This is a genomic window from Vreelandella songnenensis (genome assembly GCF_003002925.1).
GTDB classification, from domain to species: domain Bacteria; phylum Pseudomonadota; class Gammaproteobacteria; order Pseudomonadales; family Halomonadaceae; genus Vreelandella; species Vreelandella songnenensis.
In genome coordinates this window covers 16649-34026 of record NZ_PVTK01000011.1, presented here as the reverse complement: position 1 = coordinate 34026, position 17378 = coordinate 16649, and the positions used below count along the sequence as shown (strand labels likewise).

The 17378-nt window shown below is 57.7% G+C and carries 16 protein-coding genes; 13 read left to right on the top strand and 3 right to left on the bottom strand.

Features of this window, described 5'->3' with window-relative positions:
• Window positions 1–8 precede the first annotated feature (8 nt).
• The 4 genes from coxB to B0H98_RS15235 are packed head-to-tail and all read left to right on the top strand — an operon-like array spanning window position 9 to window position 6169.
• Window positions 9–1070, top strand: coding sequence for a cytochrome c oxidase subunit II (gene coxB, locus B0H98_RS15250; protein WP_106375926.1), 1062 nt, complete (start codon window positions 9–11; stop codon window positions 1068–1070).
• On the top strand, window positions 1067–3592 hold the full coding sequence (gene ctaD, locus B0H98_RS15245) for a cytochrome c oxidase subunit I (RefSeq protein ID WP_106375925.1): 2526 nt from the start codon (window positions 1067–1069) through the stop codon (window positions 3590–3592). The genes coxB and ctaD overlap by 4 nt, the downstream gene beginning before the upstream one ends.
• A gap of 5 nt (window positions 3593–3597) precedes the next feature.
• Window positions 3598–3954, top strand: a complete 357-nt coding sequence (locus B0H98_RS15240) for a hypothetical protein (protein ID WP_106375924.1) — start codon at window positions 3598–3600, stop codon at window positions 3952–3954.
• A 31-nt stretch (window positions 3955–3985) separates the two neighbouring features.
• Complete coding sequence (locus B0H98_RS15235; RefSeq protein WP_106375923.1) at window positions 3986–6169, top strand: heavy metal translocating P-type ATPase; 2184 nt, start codon at window positions 3986–3988, stop codon at window positions 6167–6169.
• A gap of 12 nt (window positions 6170–6181) precedes the next feature.
• On the opposite strand, the gene B0H98_RS15230 is transcribed toward B0H98_RS15235, so the two are convergent.
• Entirely contained in the window at window positions 6182–6502 is a 321-nt protein-coding gene (locus B0H98_RS15230) for a winged helix-turn-helix domain-containing protein (RefSeq protein WP_106375922.1), read from the bottom strand.
• 239 nt (window positions 6503–6741) lie between these two features.
• Between B0H98_RS15230 and B0H98_RS15225 the strand changes: the two genes are divergently transcribed.
• Window positions 6742–7923 (top strand): Na/Pi symporter, encoded by a 1182-nt coding sequence (locus B0H98_RS15225; RefSeq protein ID WP_106375921.1) that lies wholly within the window; start codon window positions 6742–6744, stop codon window positions 7921–7923.
• A gap of 4 nt (window positions 7924–7927) precedes the next feature.
• Window positions 7928–8158, top strand: coding sequence for a hypothetical protein (locus B0H98_RS15220; RefSeq protein ID WP_106375920.1), 231 nt, complete (start codon window positions 7928–7930; stop codon window positions 8156–8158).
• 15 nt (window positions 8159–8173) lie between these two features.
• On the opposite strand, the gene B0H98_RS15215 is transcribed toward B0H98_RS15220, so the two are convergent.
• Window positions 8174–9259, bottom strand: a complete 1086-nt coding sequence (locus B0H98_RS15215) for a PA0069 family radical SAM protein (RefSeq protein ID WP_106375919.1) — start codon at window positions 9257–9259, stop codon at window positions 8174–8176.
• Between the two features lie 227 nt (window positions 9260–9486).
• Here B0H98_RS15215 and B0H98_RS15210 point away from each other — a divergent pair, with 227 nt between their 5' ends.
• From B0H98_RS15210 to B0H98_RS15190, 5 genes are all read left to right on the top strand, one after another.
• The gene (locus tag B0H98_RS15210) at window positions 9487–10926 is read left to right on the top strand and encodes an alkaline phosphatase (RefSeq protein ID WP_106375918.1); all 1440 of its coding nucleotides are present in this window, start codon (window positions 9487–9489) and stop codon (window positions 10924–10926) included.
• 83 nt (window positions 10927–11009) lie between these two features.
• Window positions 11010–11471, top strand: coding sequence for a hypothetical protein (locus tag B0H98_RS15205; protein ID WP_106375917.1), 462 nt, complete (start codon window positions 11010–11012; stop codon window positions 11469–11471).
• A gap of 149 nt (window positions 11472–11620) precedes the next feature.
• A complete protein-coding gene (locus B0H98_RS15200; RefSeq protein ID WP_106375916.1) occupies window positions 11621–12067 on the top strand; it encodes a hypothetical protein in 447 nt (148 codons plus the stop codon).
• Window positions 12068–12165: 98 nt separating this feature from the next.
• On the top strand, window positions 12166–12726 hold the full coding sequence (locus tag B0H98_RS15195; RefSeq protein WP_106375915.1) for a cysteine hydrolase family protein: 561 nt from the start codon (window positions 12166–12168) through the stop codon (window positions 12724–12726).
• A 395-nt stretch (window positions 12727–13121) separates the two neighbouring features.
• Window positions 13122–14963 carry an autotransporter domain-containing protein gene (locus B0H98_RS15190; protein WP_106375914.1) on the top strand — a complete coding sequence of 614 codons (1842 nt, stop codon included), beginning with the start codon at window positions 13122–13124 and terminating at the stop codon, window positions 14961–14963.
• An 89-nt stretch (window positions 14964–15052) separates the two neighbouring features.
• On the opposite strand, the gene B0H98_RS15185 is transcribed toward B0H98_RS15190, so the two are convergent.
• Complete coding sequence (locus B0H98_RS15185) at window positions 15053–15970, bottom strand: RodZ family helix-turn-helix domain-containing protein (protein ID WP_106375913.1); 918 nt, start codon at window positions 15968–15970, stop codon at window positions 15053–15055.
• Window positions 15971–16075: 105 nt separating this feature from the next.
• Between B0H98_RS15185 and B0H98_RS15180 the strand changes: the two genes are divergently transcribed.
• Both B0H98_RS15180 and B0H98_RS15175 read left to right on the top strand, forming a co-directional pair.
• Entirely contained in the window at window positions 16076–16672 is a 597-nt protein-coding gene (locus tag B0H98_RS15180) for a GNAT family N-acetyltransferase (RefSeq protein ID WP_106375912.1), read from the top strand.
• A gap of 266 nt (window positions 16673–16938) precedes the next feature.
• Complete coding sequence (locus tag B0H98_RS15175) at window positions 16939–17367, top strand: hypothetical protein (protein ID WP_146130265.1); 429 nt, start codon at window positions 16939–16941, stop codon at window positions 17365–17367.
• Window positions 17368–17378: the final 11 nt, after the last annotated feature.

Sequence of the window (17378 nt, the reverse complement as noted above, 5' to 3'; positions counted from 1 at the left end):
ATAAGAGTATGAGGGAACGCTTTTTACATCACGCCGCCTTGGCTTGTATTCAACGTGCTGCGCTGCGGCGGGTCAACCGGTTAATGGTGATTCTTGTCGCGTTGGGGCTTGCAGGATGTGCCGGCGATAGATCCATTCTAGACCCTGCCGGGCAAGCTGCACGCGATGTGGTACTCATCTGGTGGGTCATGCTTACGTTTGCAACGGTAGTGTTCATTGCCGTGATTTCGCTCTGGCTTTATACGTTCAAGCGCAAGTATCACGAACGCACCCCGCAACAGGAGCGCAAGATTGCCCGCCGCTGGGTCATTGGCGGCGGTATCCTGCTGCCCGTGTTTAGCGTAAGCGCGTTGCTCATGTTTGGCGTGCCGGCGGGTAAGCGCATGCTGCCGTTACCGTTGGGCCACCCGGTAGAAGTTATCGAAGTCATCGGCCATCAGTGGTGGTGGGAAGTTCGTTACCCAGGGGCAGAAGGGGGCGAAGTGGTCACCTCCAACCAGCTCGTTCTGCCCGCTGGCGAACCGGTCGATTTTCATGTCACGTCTGCCGACGTTATCCACGCCTTCTGGATACCCAGGCTTGGTGGCAAGATCGACATGCTGCCGGGGCGAGTCAACGTGATTCGTCTGGAAGCCGACGAGCCGGGCGTCTATGGCGCCCAGTGTGCCGAGTTCTGTGGCGCGCAGCATACTCACATGGATCTGCATGTAGAGGCGCTGGAGCGTGAGGCGTTCGAGGCGTGGCTTGAAGACCGTCAAGCCGAGCGACTGGCCGAGCTTGCCTTGGCCAACGATGAGTTTGCTCAGGCGCGTGACACATTCTCATCAAGCTGTGCTGTGTGTCACAGCGTAGCCGGAATCTCATCCTCTGCGATCGGACCTGATCTTTCCGATATTGGCGCACGCCATACGCTGGGGGCTGGCGTACTGCCCATGGAAGAGGGGGCTATTCAGTACTGGCTCGAAAATCACCAAACGCTTAAGCCGAGTAACAAGATGCCGTCACACGACTATATGGAAACTGCCACCTTGGAGTCCCTGGGTGCCTGGCTGGAGAGCCTGACCCCATGACCACCATCAACCGCGAAGTCACACCGCAAGACCCGCAGGACCTGCACAGCGATCTGCACGAAGTATGGGGCAATCCACGCGGCCTGAAAGCGTTCACCATTGTGAACCATACAACGCTTGGTCTGCGCTTCATGGTCACCGGGATGGCCTTTTTCCTGATCGGCGGCATCTTGGCGATGCTGATTCGCACGCAGATTGCCACGCCCGATCAGAACTTCATGACCCCCGAGATCTACAGTCAGGTCACCACCATGCACGGCACGGTGATGATGTTCCTGTTCGCCATCCCCATTCTGGAGGGGTTGGCGATCTACATGATTCCCAAGATGATCGGCGCCCGCGATCTGGTCTGCCCACGTTTGACCGCGCTGGGCTACTGGTGCTATCTGTTTGGCGGCATCATCCTGTGCTTCAGCATGGTCATCGAGATGGCGCCGGACAGCGGCTGGTTCATGTACACGCCGCTGAGCAGCAGCGAATACTCACCGGGTCTGGGTTCCGATTTCTGGCTGCTGGGCATTACCTTCGTCGAGATTTCCGCGCTGTCTGCCGGGGTCGAGCTGGTCGTGTCGATCCTGCGCACCCGCACCCAGGGTATGGCGCTGCACAAGATGCCTATCTTTGCCTGGTACATTCTGGCCATGGCGCTGATGATTGTGGTGGGCTTTCCGCCGCTGATTCTGGGCAGTATCCTGCTTGAGCTCGAGCGTGCGGTCGGCATGCCGTTTTTTGATATTGCCGGTGGTGGTGACCCGCTGCTCTGGCAGCACCTGTTCTGGCTATTTGGCCACCCTGAGGTCTACATCATCTTTCTGCCGGCCGCAGGCATCGTGTCCACCCTGATTCCGGTGTTTGCCGGGCGGCCTCTGGTGGGCTATGGCTGGGTGGTCTTTGCCATCACCGTCATGGGCTTCATCAGTTTTGGCCTGTGGGTTCACCACATGTTTACCGTGGGTATTCCACAGCTGGCTCAGGCGTTTTTCTCGGCGGCCAGCATGCTGGTGGCCATTCCTACCGCCATTCAGGTATTTGTCTGGCTGGCCACGCTGTGGCTTGGCAAGCCCAAGATGAAACTGCCCATGCTGTGGATCGTCGGCTTTCTGGTGATCTTCGTCTGCGGCGGCTTGACCGGGGTAATGCTGGCGCTGGTGCCGTTCAACTGGCAGGTGCACGATACCCACTTCGTCGTGGCGCATATGCACTACGTGCTGGTAGGTGGCATGCTCTTTCCGCTGATGGCCGGTATCTACTACTGGCTGCCGCTGTTTTCAGGCCGCATGCCTTCGGAAACCATTGGTAAATGGGGTTTCTGGCTAGTGTTTGGCGGGTTTAACGCGACTTTCCTGATCATGCACTGGACGGGTCTTCTGGGCATGCCGCGGCGGGTGTATACCTACGATACCGGCTTTGGCTGGGATATCTTCAACCTGCTCTCCTCGGTAGGCAGCTTCGTCATGTCGGCAGGATTTGCCATGGTGATCATCGATATCGCCCTGCATTTCCGCTACGGCAAGCCCGCCAAGCACAACCCCTGGAACGCGGATACGCTGGAGTGGGCAAACTCCATGCCGCCCAGCGCCTACAACTTTGTTAGCCTGCCGGTTGTGGAAACGCGCCACCCGCTGTGGGACAACCCGGATTTGCCCCGCACCATGCGTGAAGGCCAGCATGGCCTGCCTACCATCAGCCATGGTCGCCGTGAAATGTGGGGTACCGATCCACTGACCGGCAAGCTGCGCGAAATCATTCACCTGCCAGGCAACTCCTGGTGGCCGCTATTCGCCGCCCTGGCGCTTGCCGTGGTGTGTATCAGCCTGCTGTTGCGCTGGTACCCGGTGGCCGGGATAGGGGTAGTGATTGCCGTCGGCTTTATACTGCGCTGGTCCTGGGAGAACGGTGCGCACCCCAAAGCCGCCCCAGATGCTCATGTGAAGGCGGGGGATCCGCCGCTGCACTCGCGCACCATGGACGGCCCAGGGCTTTGGGCAATGACCACCGCCATGATTGCCAACGGCTCCTTTTTCCTGTCGTACCTGTTCGGCTGGTTCTATCTCTGGACCGTATCACCCGAGTGGCGCATGCCCGACGAATCGCCGCTTTCGCTGATCGGGCTTTGCGTGGCAGGCGTGGCGGCGATTCTGGGCTGGGGTCTGCTCGAGAAAGCGGTACGCGGCCTGCGCGAGAAAAACGACAAAGGCCTGGCGTTCAACCTGTACGGGGCTGCCATGCTGGGTGCCGTGCAGTTCGGGCTAGTGCTTTGGGTGCTGCTCAATGCCAATCTGGCGGTCACAGAAACCACCCACGACGCCATCATCATGGTCGGCCTTGCCTATGCACTGCTGCATAGCGGTTTGGGGGCCGTCATGGCGCTGCTGCAAGGCATGCGTGTCGGCTATCGATTTGTAGGGGCTCACGCGCCTTTCGAGCCCTTGGTAGTGACTTACTTCTGGCGCTATAGCGTGCTGGTGTTCTGGATGCTGATCGTGGCGCTGGACATATTACCCCGAGTGATAGGGAGCTAGAAGCCATGAAAGCTATGACTCAACGCCTGCATCTCACCCACCCCGGCCACTTCGTGGGCGGGCTCACTCTCTGGAGTATCTGGTTCGTGGCCGTTTACGGCGGGCTTTCGGTTGCCTGTGCCGTCGCAACGCCCGATGCCGGTCAGGGGGCTTTTACGCCTATCAATGCATCGCTGCTGCTGGTGAGCCTGTTCACGGTGGTGCTGATTGCCGCACTGGCCTGGGCGTGCTTCAAAGAGGCCAAACGGCACCAGGCGCGGCGGCATTTCAATGCCAAGGTGTCGGCCTGGCTATATCTGTTTTCGGCCCTGGCCGTTGTCTTTGTTGCCGCGCCGATGGTAGGCCTGCCGCCGTGTCTTTAAGCGCCAGGCGCTTTAAACCCATGTGGCTTGAATGACAGATCAAACCGCACCAACAGGCGAAAACGACGAGGCGCTCTATACCCTTCACGGCATGTGGTGTACCAGCTGTGCGCTGGCTGTGGAGGGCGTCGTTGCCCACCGCCCGGGCGTCGAGAGCATCAGCGTTCACTACCCGACCGCCACGCTCTGGATCAAGGGGGGCGCGCAGGCTATTGCGCTTGACACTCTTGCCCCCAAGATCAAACGCCTGGGCTACCGCTTAACCCCCCTTGAACCCAATAGTGATGCCCATGCGCGCCTGGAGCAGGAGAGCCGCTACCTGAGCCTGCGCCTGCTGGTCGGGTCGGTATTCGGCATGTGGACCATGCTCGCCTCCATCTTGATCTACGCCGGCGCCCTGCCAAGCCCAACAGTAGAGTGGGTGGTGGCCTGGGTCTCCGGGGCGTTCTCCATTCCGGTGATCACCTTTGCCGGCTGGCCGTTCTATCGGGCAGGGCTTCGCACACTGCGCGCCCGGCGCCCTGGCATGGATGTACTGGTGACGCTGGGTGTCTGGTCAGCGGTCGTGGTATCCGTAGGGCTTTTATGGCGCGGCTCGGCGCAGGTCTATTTCGATACCGCCGTCATGCTCATCGTGCTTCTGCTGGGTGGGCGGCTGGTGGAAACGCTGTGCCGCCACCGGGGCCTGAAGGCGCTGGATGTTCTGCCCCAGCCCAAAGATGAAATCCTGGCCTGGCAGAGTAAGCAGTGGCTGATCACGCCGCTGGCTGAGGTGGCGCCGGGCGCCCGAGTAACCCTGGCCCCAGGGGAGCTAATCGCGCTGGACGGTATTCTGGAGAGCGCGGCCTGGGTGGATACCGCCTCGCTGACCGGGGAGAGTGTCCCGCGTCATTTCCCGAGAGGCGAGCCGGTGTATGCCGGTTGCCGGCTTTTGGGTAGTGAGGACATTGCCATTACCGTTACCCACGCCCTGGGCCAGCGCCGCCTGGACCGCCTGCGTAACCAGATGCGCCACTATCAGGCCCAGAAGGGGGAGCTGCAAAAGCTGGCCGACCGCTTTGCTGCCTGGCTGAGCCCGGTGGCGCTGCTGTTGGGCGTGGCCGCCTTGCCGGTAGGGCTACTGCTCGGTCTTGATTTGGAAGAGGCGGCGGTTCGAGCGCTTTCGGTACTGGTGGTTGCCTGCCCCTGCGCAGTAGGGCTTGCCGTGCCGCTGGCAAGCCTTGCTGGCAGTGGGCGGATGCTGAATCAGGGTATTGCCCTGCGCGACCCGGCCGCGCTTGAAACATTGGCCAGGATAACATCCATTGCCCTGGACAAAACCGGGACGCTGACCCGTGGCGAGCCTTCTCTGGTAAGCTGGGAGTGTCGCGAAGGCATGGCTGAATCGACACTAAAAAACCGCCTTTATCAAACCGCCACCGGCAGCCAGCACCCTTTGGCGCAGGCGCTCAAACGTTGGGCCGGTGCTTGCGACACATCTACGCCGAGCACGCAGGTAGTACAGGAAGTGCCAGGGCAGGGCATACAGCTCGAGCTGCCGGGACAGGGTAGCTTCTGGCTGGGTAGCCGGCGTTATTTGACCAGCCAAGGAATGGTGATTCCTGAGATGAATGCCGGTATGGCCCACCCGGGCGCATCTGAAGTGCTGCTTGCCGACGACCAGGGCTGGCTGGGCAGTTTCTATCTGGAAGATACGCCGTACGCGGATGCCGCCTCGAGTATTGCCCGGCTTCAAACCAACTACTGGGTGATCATGCTTAGTGGCGACCGCGTTAGCGCAGTAGATGCCATGGCAGAACATCTGGGAATGGCGAGTGAGGCCTGTTTTGCCGAGCGCTCGCCAGAGGCCAAGGCGCGGCTGCTTCAAGGGCTGCCTGCGCCGACCCTGTTTGTAGGGGATGGTGTGAACGACACGCTGAGTCTGGCGGCGGCGGACGTAGGGGTTGCGCCCCTCAATGCCAGCGACGCCGCGCGGGAAGGGGCGGCGGCGCACCTGCTCAAGCCCGGCCTTGAAGGCCTGGTGGAAGGGCTTGCGACCGCGCGAGTCACCCGGCGTGTGATGCTTCAGAACCTGACGCTATCCGCAGTATATAACACGCTGGCACTGGGGCTGGTCATCGTCATGGCCATTCCGCCGCTGGTAGCGGTATTAGCCATGGTGGCAAGCTCACTCAGCGTGACGCTCAACGCCGCCCGGCTTGCCTGGCGCGAATGACGCCGATACTGCTCAGTTGCCAAGTGACGTCAGCGGCGGGTACCCCAGCGCTTTGGCAAGTGCTGCCGCCTGCTTCTTTACCCAGGACGGGTCAATCGGCCCCCAGCTGATGATCCGATACTCTCCGCTATTGTGTCGCTCGCCCTGGGTAGGCTGAAACCGGCATTCGATATCCAGTTCGGCCAGTGACGCGATGGTGTCCTGCGCCGTGCGCCGTGGCATGCCGCAGGTGCTCACCAGCGCTGGCACGCTGGCCACCCCTGAATCGATCAGGTAGGCAACGTACAAGCGGCGGTAGAAGCTGGATTTTGTCTTGCTCAAGGGTTCGGTCATGAAAGCCTCTTGTACGGTTATCTTTGTGGCGCGGCCTAAAGCATACTCAACCCCATTGGCCGCTGCTACCCATCCTCTTGAGCGTTACTCAATTGCTCAACTATTTTCCTCGTTATATCCATGCCTTAGTTGATTGACGCCACGTTAGTCTTGCTTTTCCACACACTGGTCACGGTTATGTCACTTAGGGTTGCCATGCTGGCAAGTGGGTAGTTCCTGCTTCCAAGAGGGTATGGCCAATGACCGACACGACCAACAGCGCCGTGCGGGATACGTTCTCCCGCCGTGACGTCGAAACGACGCATAAAGGCAAGCTCAGGCACTGGCTGACGCTTGCCTTGCTGGTGTATTGCCTGATTTGTGCGGTGTCCATCGTGGGCGATGGCTTCAAGCTGGCCACTGGCGATTACGCCGAGCAGCTGTTCGCCTTTGCCGTCAACCCGTTCGTGGGGTTGATGATCGGCATCGTCGCCACCGCCTTGATCCAATCCTCATCCACCGTGACCTCGGTCATTGTCGGCATGGTGGCGGGCGGGCTGCCGGTCGGTCTGGCGGTACCCATGATCATGGGGGCGAACGTGGGCACCACGGTGACCAACACGCTGGTAAGCCTTGGACACGTCAACAACAAGGACGAGTTTCGCCGCGCCTTTGCCGCCGCCACGGTACACGACTTCTTCAACCTGCTGGCGGTAGTGATTCTGCTGCCATTGGAAATTCTGTTCAGCCCGCTGGAGCGCCTGGCCGAGCGTATCGCCGTTGTCTTTTACGGCAATGCTGACCTTTCCATGGATAACGTCAATATCATCGGACAATCGACCCAGCCGGTCACCGGGACCATCGAGCGCGCGCTTTCCAGCCTGCCGGAGATGGCAAGCGGGATTGCGATGATCGTCATTGGCGTGGCGCTGATCTTTCTTGCCATTCGCTATATCGGCAAGCTCTTGAAAACGCTGATGGTCGGGCGTGCCAGGCAGATCATGCTCAACGCGATTGGCAGAGGTCCGGTCACCGGCGTCATGTCCGGTGCCCTGGTGACGATGCTGGTGCAATCGTCCTCGACCACCACCAGTCTGATGGTGCCCATGGCTGGCTCCGGCGCGTTCACTCTGCGCCAGATCTATCCGTTCACGATCGGCAGCAACCTGGGCACCACGATGACCGCACTGCTGGCGGCCACGGCGGTTTCCGGCCCGACAGCGCTGTTGGCGCTGGAAATCGCCCTGGTGCATCTGCTGTTCAATCTCTTCGCCGTAGTGATCATCGGCGGCCTGCCGTTTTTACGCCTGTTGCCCGTAAAAGGTGCCCAGTGGTTGGGCAGGGTAGGTGCCGAGCGCAAGGTGCTGGCCGCCGGATGGGTGCTAGGCGTGTTTATCGCGCTACCCGCTTCGTTGATTGCCGTGACCGTCATTGCAGGATAACGCCATGAGTACTGAACAGAGCATTCACACCACGTCGACCGCCGAGCTGAAGGCCATGCTGAACGATTCGGTCGAGATCATCGACGAGATCAGAGCCGAGCTCGATGCCCGGGAAGCTCAAGCTCAGGAGCTTGAGAAGATGGACTCGCTGATCATCGAGGCGCGTCCCAAGCTTCAGGAGATACGCGGTTTTTTCGCGCTAGTGCTCGATGAGCTGCGAACCCGCCGCGGTTAGGCGCTGAAAGCCTGATCAATCGAACAGGTTGCCCTGGGCATGAGGTGGACGAAAATCACGGATGTTGAGCCCCTGTTCGGTGCGCGACTGGAAATTCCACTGGCGGCTGGCGCGAGCAAAGCGTTGAGCAATCAGATCGGCAAATACGCCCTCACCACGAAAGCGCGTGCCGAACTTGGCATCGTACGCTTTTCCACCCCGGCACTGGCGCATCAGGCTCATCACCTTGGCTGCGCGTTCGGGGTAGTGGGTCTCAAGCCACGCTTCAAACAGGGGGGCTACCTCATGGGGCAGGCGCAGCAGCATCCAGGTGGCGGTTCGCGCACCGGCCCGGCTGGCGGCCTCCAGAAGCCGCTCAATCTCGTGGTCGGTCAAGCCGGGAATGACCGGCGAAATCAGCGTGCCTACCGGGATACCGGCGGTGTTCAGTTCCTTGATTACCTTCAAGCGCGCCTGGGGGGAGGCCGCTCTTGGCTCCAGGGTGCGCTTGAGGCCGGCATCCAGGCTGGTAAGGCTCACAAACACACGTACCAGGCGGTGTTCGGCCATTTCCGCGAGTAATGGCAAATCGCGCAGCACCAGCGTGCTTTTGGTCACGATAGTGACCGGATGGCGGCAGGCCAGCAACAGCTCCAACAGACGGCGCGTTAGCTGCCGCTTGGCCTCTAGAGGTTGGTAGCAGTCGGTATTGCCGGAAAGATTGATAGGCCGACAGACATAGCCCGGCTTGCAGAACTCCTCACTCAAGCGCTCGACCAGCCCGTTACGGGCAATCAGTCTGGTTTCAAAATCAAGCCCCGGTGAGAGATCCCAGTAAGCGTGAGAGGGGCGAGCAAAGCAGTAGACACAGCCGTGCTCGCAGCCGCGATAAGGGTTTAATGAGCGATCAAACGGAAGGTCGGGGGAGGTGTTCCAGGACAGCGCACTTTTGCTGTTTTCCTCGCGTACCTCAGTGGCAAGCGTGGTGGAGGCTTCTTCCTGCCACCAGCCGTCGTCTTCGGCAATGCTGTGGGTCGGCGCGAAGCGGTTAGCCGGGTCGTAGGTCGCCCCGCGGCCTTTATATACGCTTGAACCTTGGGGCGGTTCGCCAGGAGACGCCATTTGCCTGCCTCTACTTAAATCATGTTTATGTATACAGTATAAATGGCGTATCGAAGCGTGCAAGCATTGGTTAATACTCCTTGAAGAAAGCATTTAGGTCAGCTTCTTGAAACGCTTGGTGATGAGTAGCTAAATTAATTTACTTTATTAGCCTTCACGAAAATGACATTTTCCCACGCTAGGCTTGTTCGAATAGTCAGTTAGTTAAATTTAGCCTAGGGATTAAAATGAAAAACTTTAAGCGGCATGCACTTACATTGGCACTGGCATCGGCCATGGTGACGCCGGTACTGGCGCAGGACGAAGCGACCAAGAACGTCATTCTGATGATCACCGACGGCACGGGCATCGAGACGTTCCGCGCGGCAAGCTACTTCCGGCATGGCGCACTGGGCCACGAAGTCTATGATGAATTCGACGTACAGCTCTTCATGGCCACCCACCCGCTGAATACCTCCAACACGCCCACCAAGAGCGATGAAGGAACGGTCACGTTCGAGCCCGCCGAGCTCTGGAACGACGAAGCGGTAGACACGGTTTATGAAGGTAGTCTGGGTAACTACAAAGGCTACTTTGCCGGTTACGACTACGCCCGCGCCGATTACACCGACAGCGCCGCGGCGGCGACCGCGCTGGCCTCTGGCCAGAAGACCTTCAACAACGCCATCAACTGGTCCAACGACGATGAGTCGCTCAAGCATATCGGTGAGTACACCGTCGAGAGCGGCCGGGCATTGGGCGTTGTCTCTTCAGTGCAGATTTCACACGCCACCCCGGCCGGTTTCCTGGCCCATAACGTAAGCCGCAACGACTATAGCGCGATTGGCCGCGAAATCGTTGATTCCGGCCTTGCCACGGTAGCCATCGGTACCGGCCACCCTTATTACGATGCGGCAGGCGAGCGTGTCGAAAACCCCGGCGAGAGCAATTTCCGGTTTATCGGTGGTGAAGAGTACTACCAGCGCCTGATGGACGGTGAAACGGATTACGCCTTTATCGAAAGCAAGGAAGACTTTGAAGCCCTGGCCGCCGGTGAGCTTGACCTGCCCAAGGACAAGATGCTGGGTCTGGTGCAGAACATTCAGACCCTGCAGTACAATCGCCCTGGCGTGGCCGGAGGAAACTTCCTGGATACCTCACCGAGCTTGGCCACCCTGACCGGCGCAGCCTTGAATGTACTCAACGCCAGCGAAAACGGTAGCGAGAACGGCTTCTTTCTGATGGTGGAAGGTGGTGCCGTTGATTGGGCCGCCCACGCCAATAACCTGCCGCGTATCATCGAAGAGCAGATCGACTTCAACGAAGCGGTCGAAGCCGCTGTCGAGTGGGTAGAAAACAACAGCTCCTGGGACGATACGCTGATCATCGTGACCACCGATCACGGCAACGGCCTGCTGCAAGGGCCTGATTCCGACGTCAATGCCTACAGCCCAATCGTCAATCAGGGCGCCGGCGCGCTACCGCTGGTTCGCTGGCACTCCGATACTCACACGCGTGAGCTGGTGCCGCTGTATGCACACGGTGCAGGCGCCGAGTTCTTCTTCGATATCGCTCAGCAAGAAGAAGGGCTTTCTCGCTACGAAGTGGATGAAGACAGCCATTACTGGATCGATAATACCGACGTATTCCGCGCGGGCATGAACGCCTTCGGTATCGACGAAGAGTAAATTCGTTAGCATTTGCACGACATTAGAGCCGCCTTCGGGCGGCTCTGATCCATTCGTCACTTATCCCCCTCAAAGAGCCAGCCATGACGTTTCGCGCCTTTTTCTGTTTTCTCCTGTTAACCATATCGGTAAGTACACCCGCCTTTGCACTCAACGCTGAACGCGCGCCCACTGCCAGCGGCCACGCCTATGCCGAACCGTACAAGGCCGTGCGCAAGGATGGCGTTTTGCATATTGAAGTGCGCTTTGTCACTGACTACCCCGGCTACTCCGGCGAGCTCATTTACGAAGACATTCCGCTAGAGCGTATCGATGGGCTCATCTACGCCGAGTTCGGTGACCAGTCGTTCTCACTGCTGCGTGAAGATGGTGGCGTGGTCGCACCGGATAACCTGCATCTAGGCTTTAACTACGATCCTTCCAAGAACCCGCGCGTCGGTTCCTGGAAAGCCGATTTCGTTGCCCCTATGCATGATGTTAATGAGGTGATGCTGTTTATGCCTAACGTCGCGCCCATCGGCCCCATTGCCATTCGGGATCGCTAATCAGTCGATCCTGAGCAGTCCCGTAATTCTTAGATACAACGATGCTTCCTCATTGCCCTGATAAGCAATTATCAGGGCAATATTGTATCTGCCCCGGGCTTTGGTACCTAATTTGGCTTATGCTGAAGTTTTAAGTGTGAGGTAAATCAATGAAACCCTTCTCCATTCTGCTGATTCGATTGCTCGCCGTTTACCTTGCTATCAATCCTTTACTTAGCGCATCGCCGTTGCTGTTTAGCCCAAGCTTTGAGGCAGAGCTAACCCAGTGGCTGCCAGGACTAGTGGCTACCATCGTTATTCCTATCATCGTAGGCATCGCACTGTGGTTTTCTGCCGTAACTCTGGCCAATAAAATTCATGAAAATGATAGCGCTGACTCAGCCTTATCCATCAGCGAGGCAGGCTTGGTACGGGCCGGTAGCTTCTTAATCGGCGTGTATCTTTTCGTTCAGCACTTGGGCACGGCGATTAGCCAATGGACGTGGGGCGGAATGGTGGCTTACGGTTCGCTGGCAGTGGTTATATTAAGCATTGGATTAATGCTGGGCACACGTTTTTTAGGCAAGCTGTACCGGTGGTTAAAGTATTTTAAATAATTGAACGTATTGGTTAGCCAGTATCGCTTAGTTTTCCTATTCGTGCCTGAGTGTATTTCTGATCCAAGAAGCACACAAAAGAGGACGTTGAATTAACAATGAGTAATCAACTTGCCGCCCTGATGGTCATCGATATGCAGCGAGGAATGAGCGATCCCGCCATTGGTGAGCGCAATAATCCGGATGCCGAAAATAATGTTCAGAGCCTGCTCATTGAATGGCGTAAAGCGGGCTGGCCCGTAGTGCATGTACGCCATATCTCACGCACGCCCAGCTCGCCATTTTGGCCAGGGCAACCAGGCGCAGAGTTCCAGCCCGCACTAGTCCCGCAACCTAAAGAACATGTAGTGGAAAAGAACATACCCTGCGCATTCACCAACTCAGGTTTAGAGCGCTGGCTTCACGCTCGCGAGATCAAGCGGCTGATTATTACCGGCGTCAGCACCAGTAACTCTGTGGAAGCCACCGCCCGTACGGCCGGTAATCTGGGCTTTGATACCTACCTCGTTGCCGATGCCACTTTTACCTTTGCCAAGCAGGATTACGCGGGTACACAGCGCTCGGCAGAAGAAGTACACGCCATGTCGCTGGCGAATCTGAAAGGGGAGTATGCCACTATTTGTATAACCGAAGAGGTATTGGCGAGTATAAAAGAGTAAGGGTTGCTGGCTTGCTACGTATGACAAGTAACGCTAAGGCATTAATTCTAGTCGCTCTTTACCACGCTCAGAGTTGGTGACTAAACGGCGACGTTAATACTTGAAGTGATAGAGTTTGTCTTTATAGAAGCTACTGGCAACTTTCATGACCTACTCCGTTTGCTACCAGAATTATCTATCGACCCGATCAGGGGTATCTTTTGCTAGCGTTAATAGCCGTTGCACAATGCCTGCAAGAGACTGTCGATAGGTACCCGAACAGTTTACGGTGCTTGTTCTTGTCGTGAACCCACCGCTATGTCATAAACGCATGGCTCGTTCGGCTTCACCGGTGCTGGCATTCGGCCGGGCAACGCCCATCGACACACAACAATAGCCACCAGGGGATCGATGTCATGCTAACGTCACGTTACCGGCGCCTGGCGCTGGGAGCCCTCGTTGGAGTCGGCGCTTTGCCGCTTCCCACACTTGCCGATACTACTTTCAATGACACCTTCGACGATACCGTCTTCTTCGGTGACAGCCTGACCGATAGCGGTTACTACCGCGCCACCATCGAGCAGTTGCTTTCCGTACCGGCCGGTCAGCTCGATTTCGTGGGTCGTTTCACCGACAACCCCGGGCCTGTGTGGTCCGAGCAGGTTGCCGCTTACTATGGCTCCAATGCCGCGCCCGCCAATGCCGGCGGCAACAACTACGCCGTCGGTGGCGCTCGGGTATCCGCCCCCTCGGGCAGCCTGTTCGGGGCGGCGCCATCGGTAAGCGACCAGCTGGAGAGTTATCTTGCCACGACCGGTGGTGTCGCCGAGGGCGACACGCTCTACGCCGTCTGGGCTGGTGCCAACGACCTGTTTACGGTGGGGGAAGGGGCTGACGCCGCGAGTGTCATCACCAGTGCAGCCTCCGGGACCGCCGCGGTGATCGGAGCGCTCGAGAAGGCCGGTGCCAGTCATGTGCTGCTTTTCAACGTACCCGACCTGGGGTTGACCCCACGCTTCAACGGCGACCCCGCCACTAGCGCTGGCGCCACCGCGCTCGCCCGGCAGTACAACGAAACACTCTATACCGCCGTGGCGGCAAGCGGTGCCGAGGTGATCCCGGTCGATACCTTCGCGCTGCTGCAGGAGGTGGCCGCCGTGCCCGGCGCCTACGGGTTCACCAACGTGACTGACCCCGCCTGCACACAGCCACTGCCGCTTTGCAACCCGACGACGCTAGTCGCCCCAGATGCCGGGCAGCGCTACATGTTCGCCGACGAAGTTCATCCCACCAGCGCCACCCACCGCATCATCTCCGAGTACGTGGTATCGATGATAGAGGCGCCGCAGCTGCAGCAGCTGGTAACCCACTCGGCAGTGCTTAGCGGGCGGACTCGTGCTAACCGAGTCGCGGAACATCTGAATGCAGTACCGCTGGACAACGGCCTGCGCTGGTGGGGCGACCTGCGCGCCGAGCGGCAAAACCTCGGCTCAGGGGATATTGTCGATGCCAAAACGCCAGCGGGGCTCTTGGGCGTTGACTGGTATCAGGACGGACGCGTACTGGGTGGGTTCGTCGGCTACGGCGATCAGGATGGCGATTTCGGCGGCGGCCGGGGCGATTTTCAGCGCCGGGATACCACCTTGGGACTCTTCTCCGGCTGGTATACAGAGAACGCTTGGCTCAACGCCCAGTTGAGCTACACCTGGCTCGACGTCGATCTTGACCGCAACGTTCAGCTCGGCACTGCGACACGCCGCCATACAGGATCGACAGAGGGCAAGAACCTGACCGGCGCGCTCAACGCGGGCTTCGAGTTCAGCACTTTCTCGACCGCCGAGGGCGACGTGCGCACCGGCCCGGTGGCGGGACTGACCTGGCAGCGCGTAGAGCTTGACGGTTTTGATGAGGCGGCGTCGTCCTCGACCGCGCTTGGCTACCCCGATCGCGACGTCGACTCACTGGTGGGCCGTCTTGGCTGGCAAATCCGGCGCAACGGGCCGGGCTTCAACCCCTACCTGCAGCTCAGCTACCACCGCGAGTTCGAAAAGCAGGAGGAGGCCAGCGCCACTCTGCAAAGTCTGCCGCAGTTGGGAGACTACCGTGTTCCTAGGCTCGATATTGATCGCGACTACGTCGAACTCGATGCCGGTGTACGCACCACGCTAGGCGGCGTTGATGCTCAAATTGGGGCGAATGTTGACCTCGACGACGCACGCAGCAGCGCGCTGTTTCTGAGTCTGGGCAAGCGCTTCTGACACATCGAATGATCACAGTAGGGCGAGTGTGAAATGAAGACGCCCCGCCGGATAGCTCCCGGCGGGGCGTCTTTCAACTAGGGTGATCGCTAAGCTTCTACATTGATAGTGGCGGTGGCTGAGCTGAGATCGCTGGTAGCCACTGGCAACATCTGGCCCAGCGAAGAATAAAGCGCGTTGGACGTTGACTGGGCAAGCGAGCGGTCAAGCTTGGCCATATCTTCCTCGGCCTTTTTGAGCTCGCGGCGCGCCTCTTTATCCTCTTCACGCAGACGTATCTTCAGTTCATTGATGGCTTCCTGCAGTTCTTTTTTAGCATCAATCAGAATGCCGCGCAGGGCGTGTTCGCTGGCGCTAGTCTCGTGAGGGCGGCGGGTATCCTGAGGCGATGAGGAGGGAGCCGCAGTGGGTTCGTTCGGCGCAATCTCAGCGGTAGACGTTGTATCTTTTTCCTGCTCTTTCTGTTCATCATTTTTTTGGGTAGCCGCGGCCTCTTCAGCACTAGCAAGCGTCGCGTTGGCGGCTTGGGTATCTGCTTCTGCCCCATTGTTTTCCGCACTGTCTGCAGAAGATGCCGAAGGAATACTGCCTAGGGGCTGGGTACCCGTCGCCGTAGGTGTGACAGAAGGGCCAGCATTGCCGCCGCCGCTATTACTTAATTGCCGAGCCGCCACGCCTAACTCTCGCGCAATACTTTTAAGCTCGCTGGCCATGGATTTAAGCTGTTCGGGTGAGGCAAAACGCATCATGGCTTTAAGCGATTCTAACCGCAGCTTTAAAAACCCCACTTTTTGCGCAGCGTTCTGCATCGCAGACTCCTTGGGGCTGGGTAGCGATGCTAACGCTTCAAACGCTTCTTTCTGTTTCTTGAGCCGTTTAGTCTGAGGGTCCTCCGTGTTGGGGGCGGCAACCGACAAGGGGTGGCCTGTTACCCGCGCCGCGCTCGGCCCAGAGGAAGGCTCGCGGCGAGTATTGATCATCATCAGGTTGGAAAATCCGATTTTCATGGCCGATCCCTCATTTTTATTAATAGAACCTATCGACTATTCCGATGATAACTTTAGTAAGATCAGGGCTAATCGTTTTCCCCACTGCCAGGGAGCTGGAAAGATATGACTTACGTTAACCCCGTTATCCTTGAAGCGCACAGTGTAAAACTTGAACCACTAGCGCACGATCACGAAGCGGGCCTGCGCGCCGCGGCCGCCGATGGCGAGTTGTGGAATCTACGCGTCACACCGGTGCCTTCACCTGATGAAACAAGCGCCTTTATTGAAACCGCCTTGAAAGACCGTGAAGCAGGCCACCGTTTTGCGTTTGCCGTTATTGATGAAGCCAGCGATACCGTGCTGGGCACGACCAGCTATCACGATATCTTGCCTGAGGTAAAACGGTTGGAAATTGGCCACACCTGGTATGCCAAACGCGCGCAACGTACCCATATCAATACCACCTGCAAGCTGCTGCTGTTGACACATGCGTTTGATACGTTGGGTTGTAACGTGGTGGGCTGGCGCACCGACAACTTCAACTACGCAAGCCAACGTGCCATTGAGCGTTTGGGCGCGAAAAAGGATGGTGTCATACGTGGGCACAAACTACGCCGCGATGGCACCATTCGTGACACGGTGATGTATAGCCTGCGCAGGGGAGAGTGGCCAGAAGTGTGCGCGCATCTCAACGATTTGTTAAGCCGGTCACGTAGCTAATAAATAGCGCTCTAGTTCTAATGCACACACATGGAAACGCAGCCCCCAATCACATTTGCTACAGGCAAAGCGAGAAGGCACGCGAATTTGGATAGAAAGCCAAAATTTGCTTTGCTAGCAATAGGATTAATAAGATAGATTCGATCTAGACGGCTACATAACCACTGTTATACATAAACCGAGCTTGATGTCATGAAGGTAGGTCTGGAAAGCTGCGCTGGTTTATTCGAAAAATTGAAGTATGAGAAATCGAAGCTCGACAAAGAGTGAATGCTTATGATTTTTTCAATTTCACGGTCACTGCTTGGCACTTGCAGAATGATTGGCTAAAAAATGATCGCGAAGGGAGGCCTGCCCACGCGATGAGAAAAATTAATCAGGCCCCGGAACAGATGAAAGAAGTCGTAAATATTGCTAGAGATATCACCAACGGCAGTAAGCACTTCAAGTTGGATAAGCCAAACATGGATAAGAAAGTGGTAGAGAAAGTGCATGCCCCTGAAATCCGAGATTGGCATTCATATTTTTTTGGGCCCAAGCATGGTATTTCAACTAAATCTGCGTATTACTCTACATCGGATTTCTTGTTTCTTGTGCATGAATACTTCGTTTGGGTATTCTCCGATAATTTACATGCAACAGAGTTTCCAAAAAATATTGCTGAACATCTCAGTTTGTGCAGCAGCAATGTATAACCAATACAGGC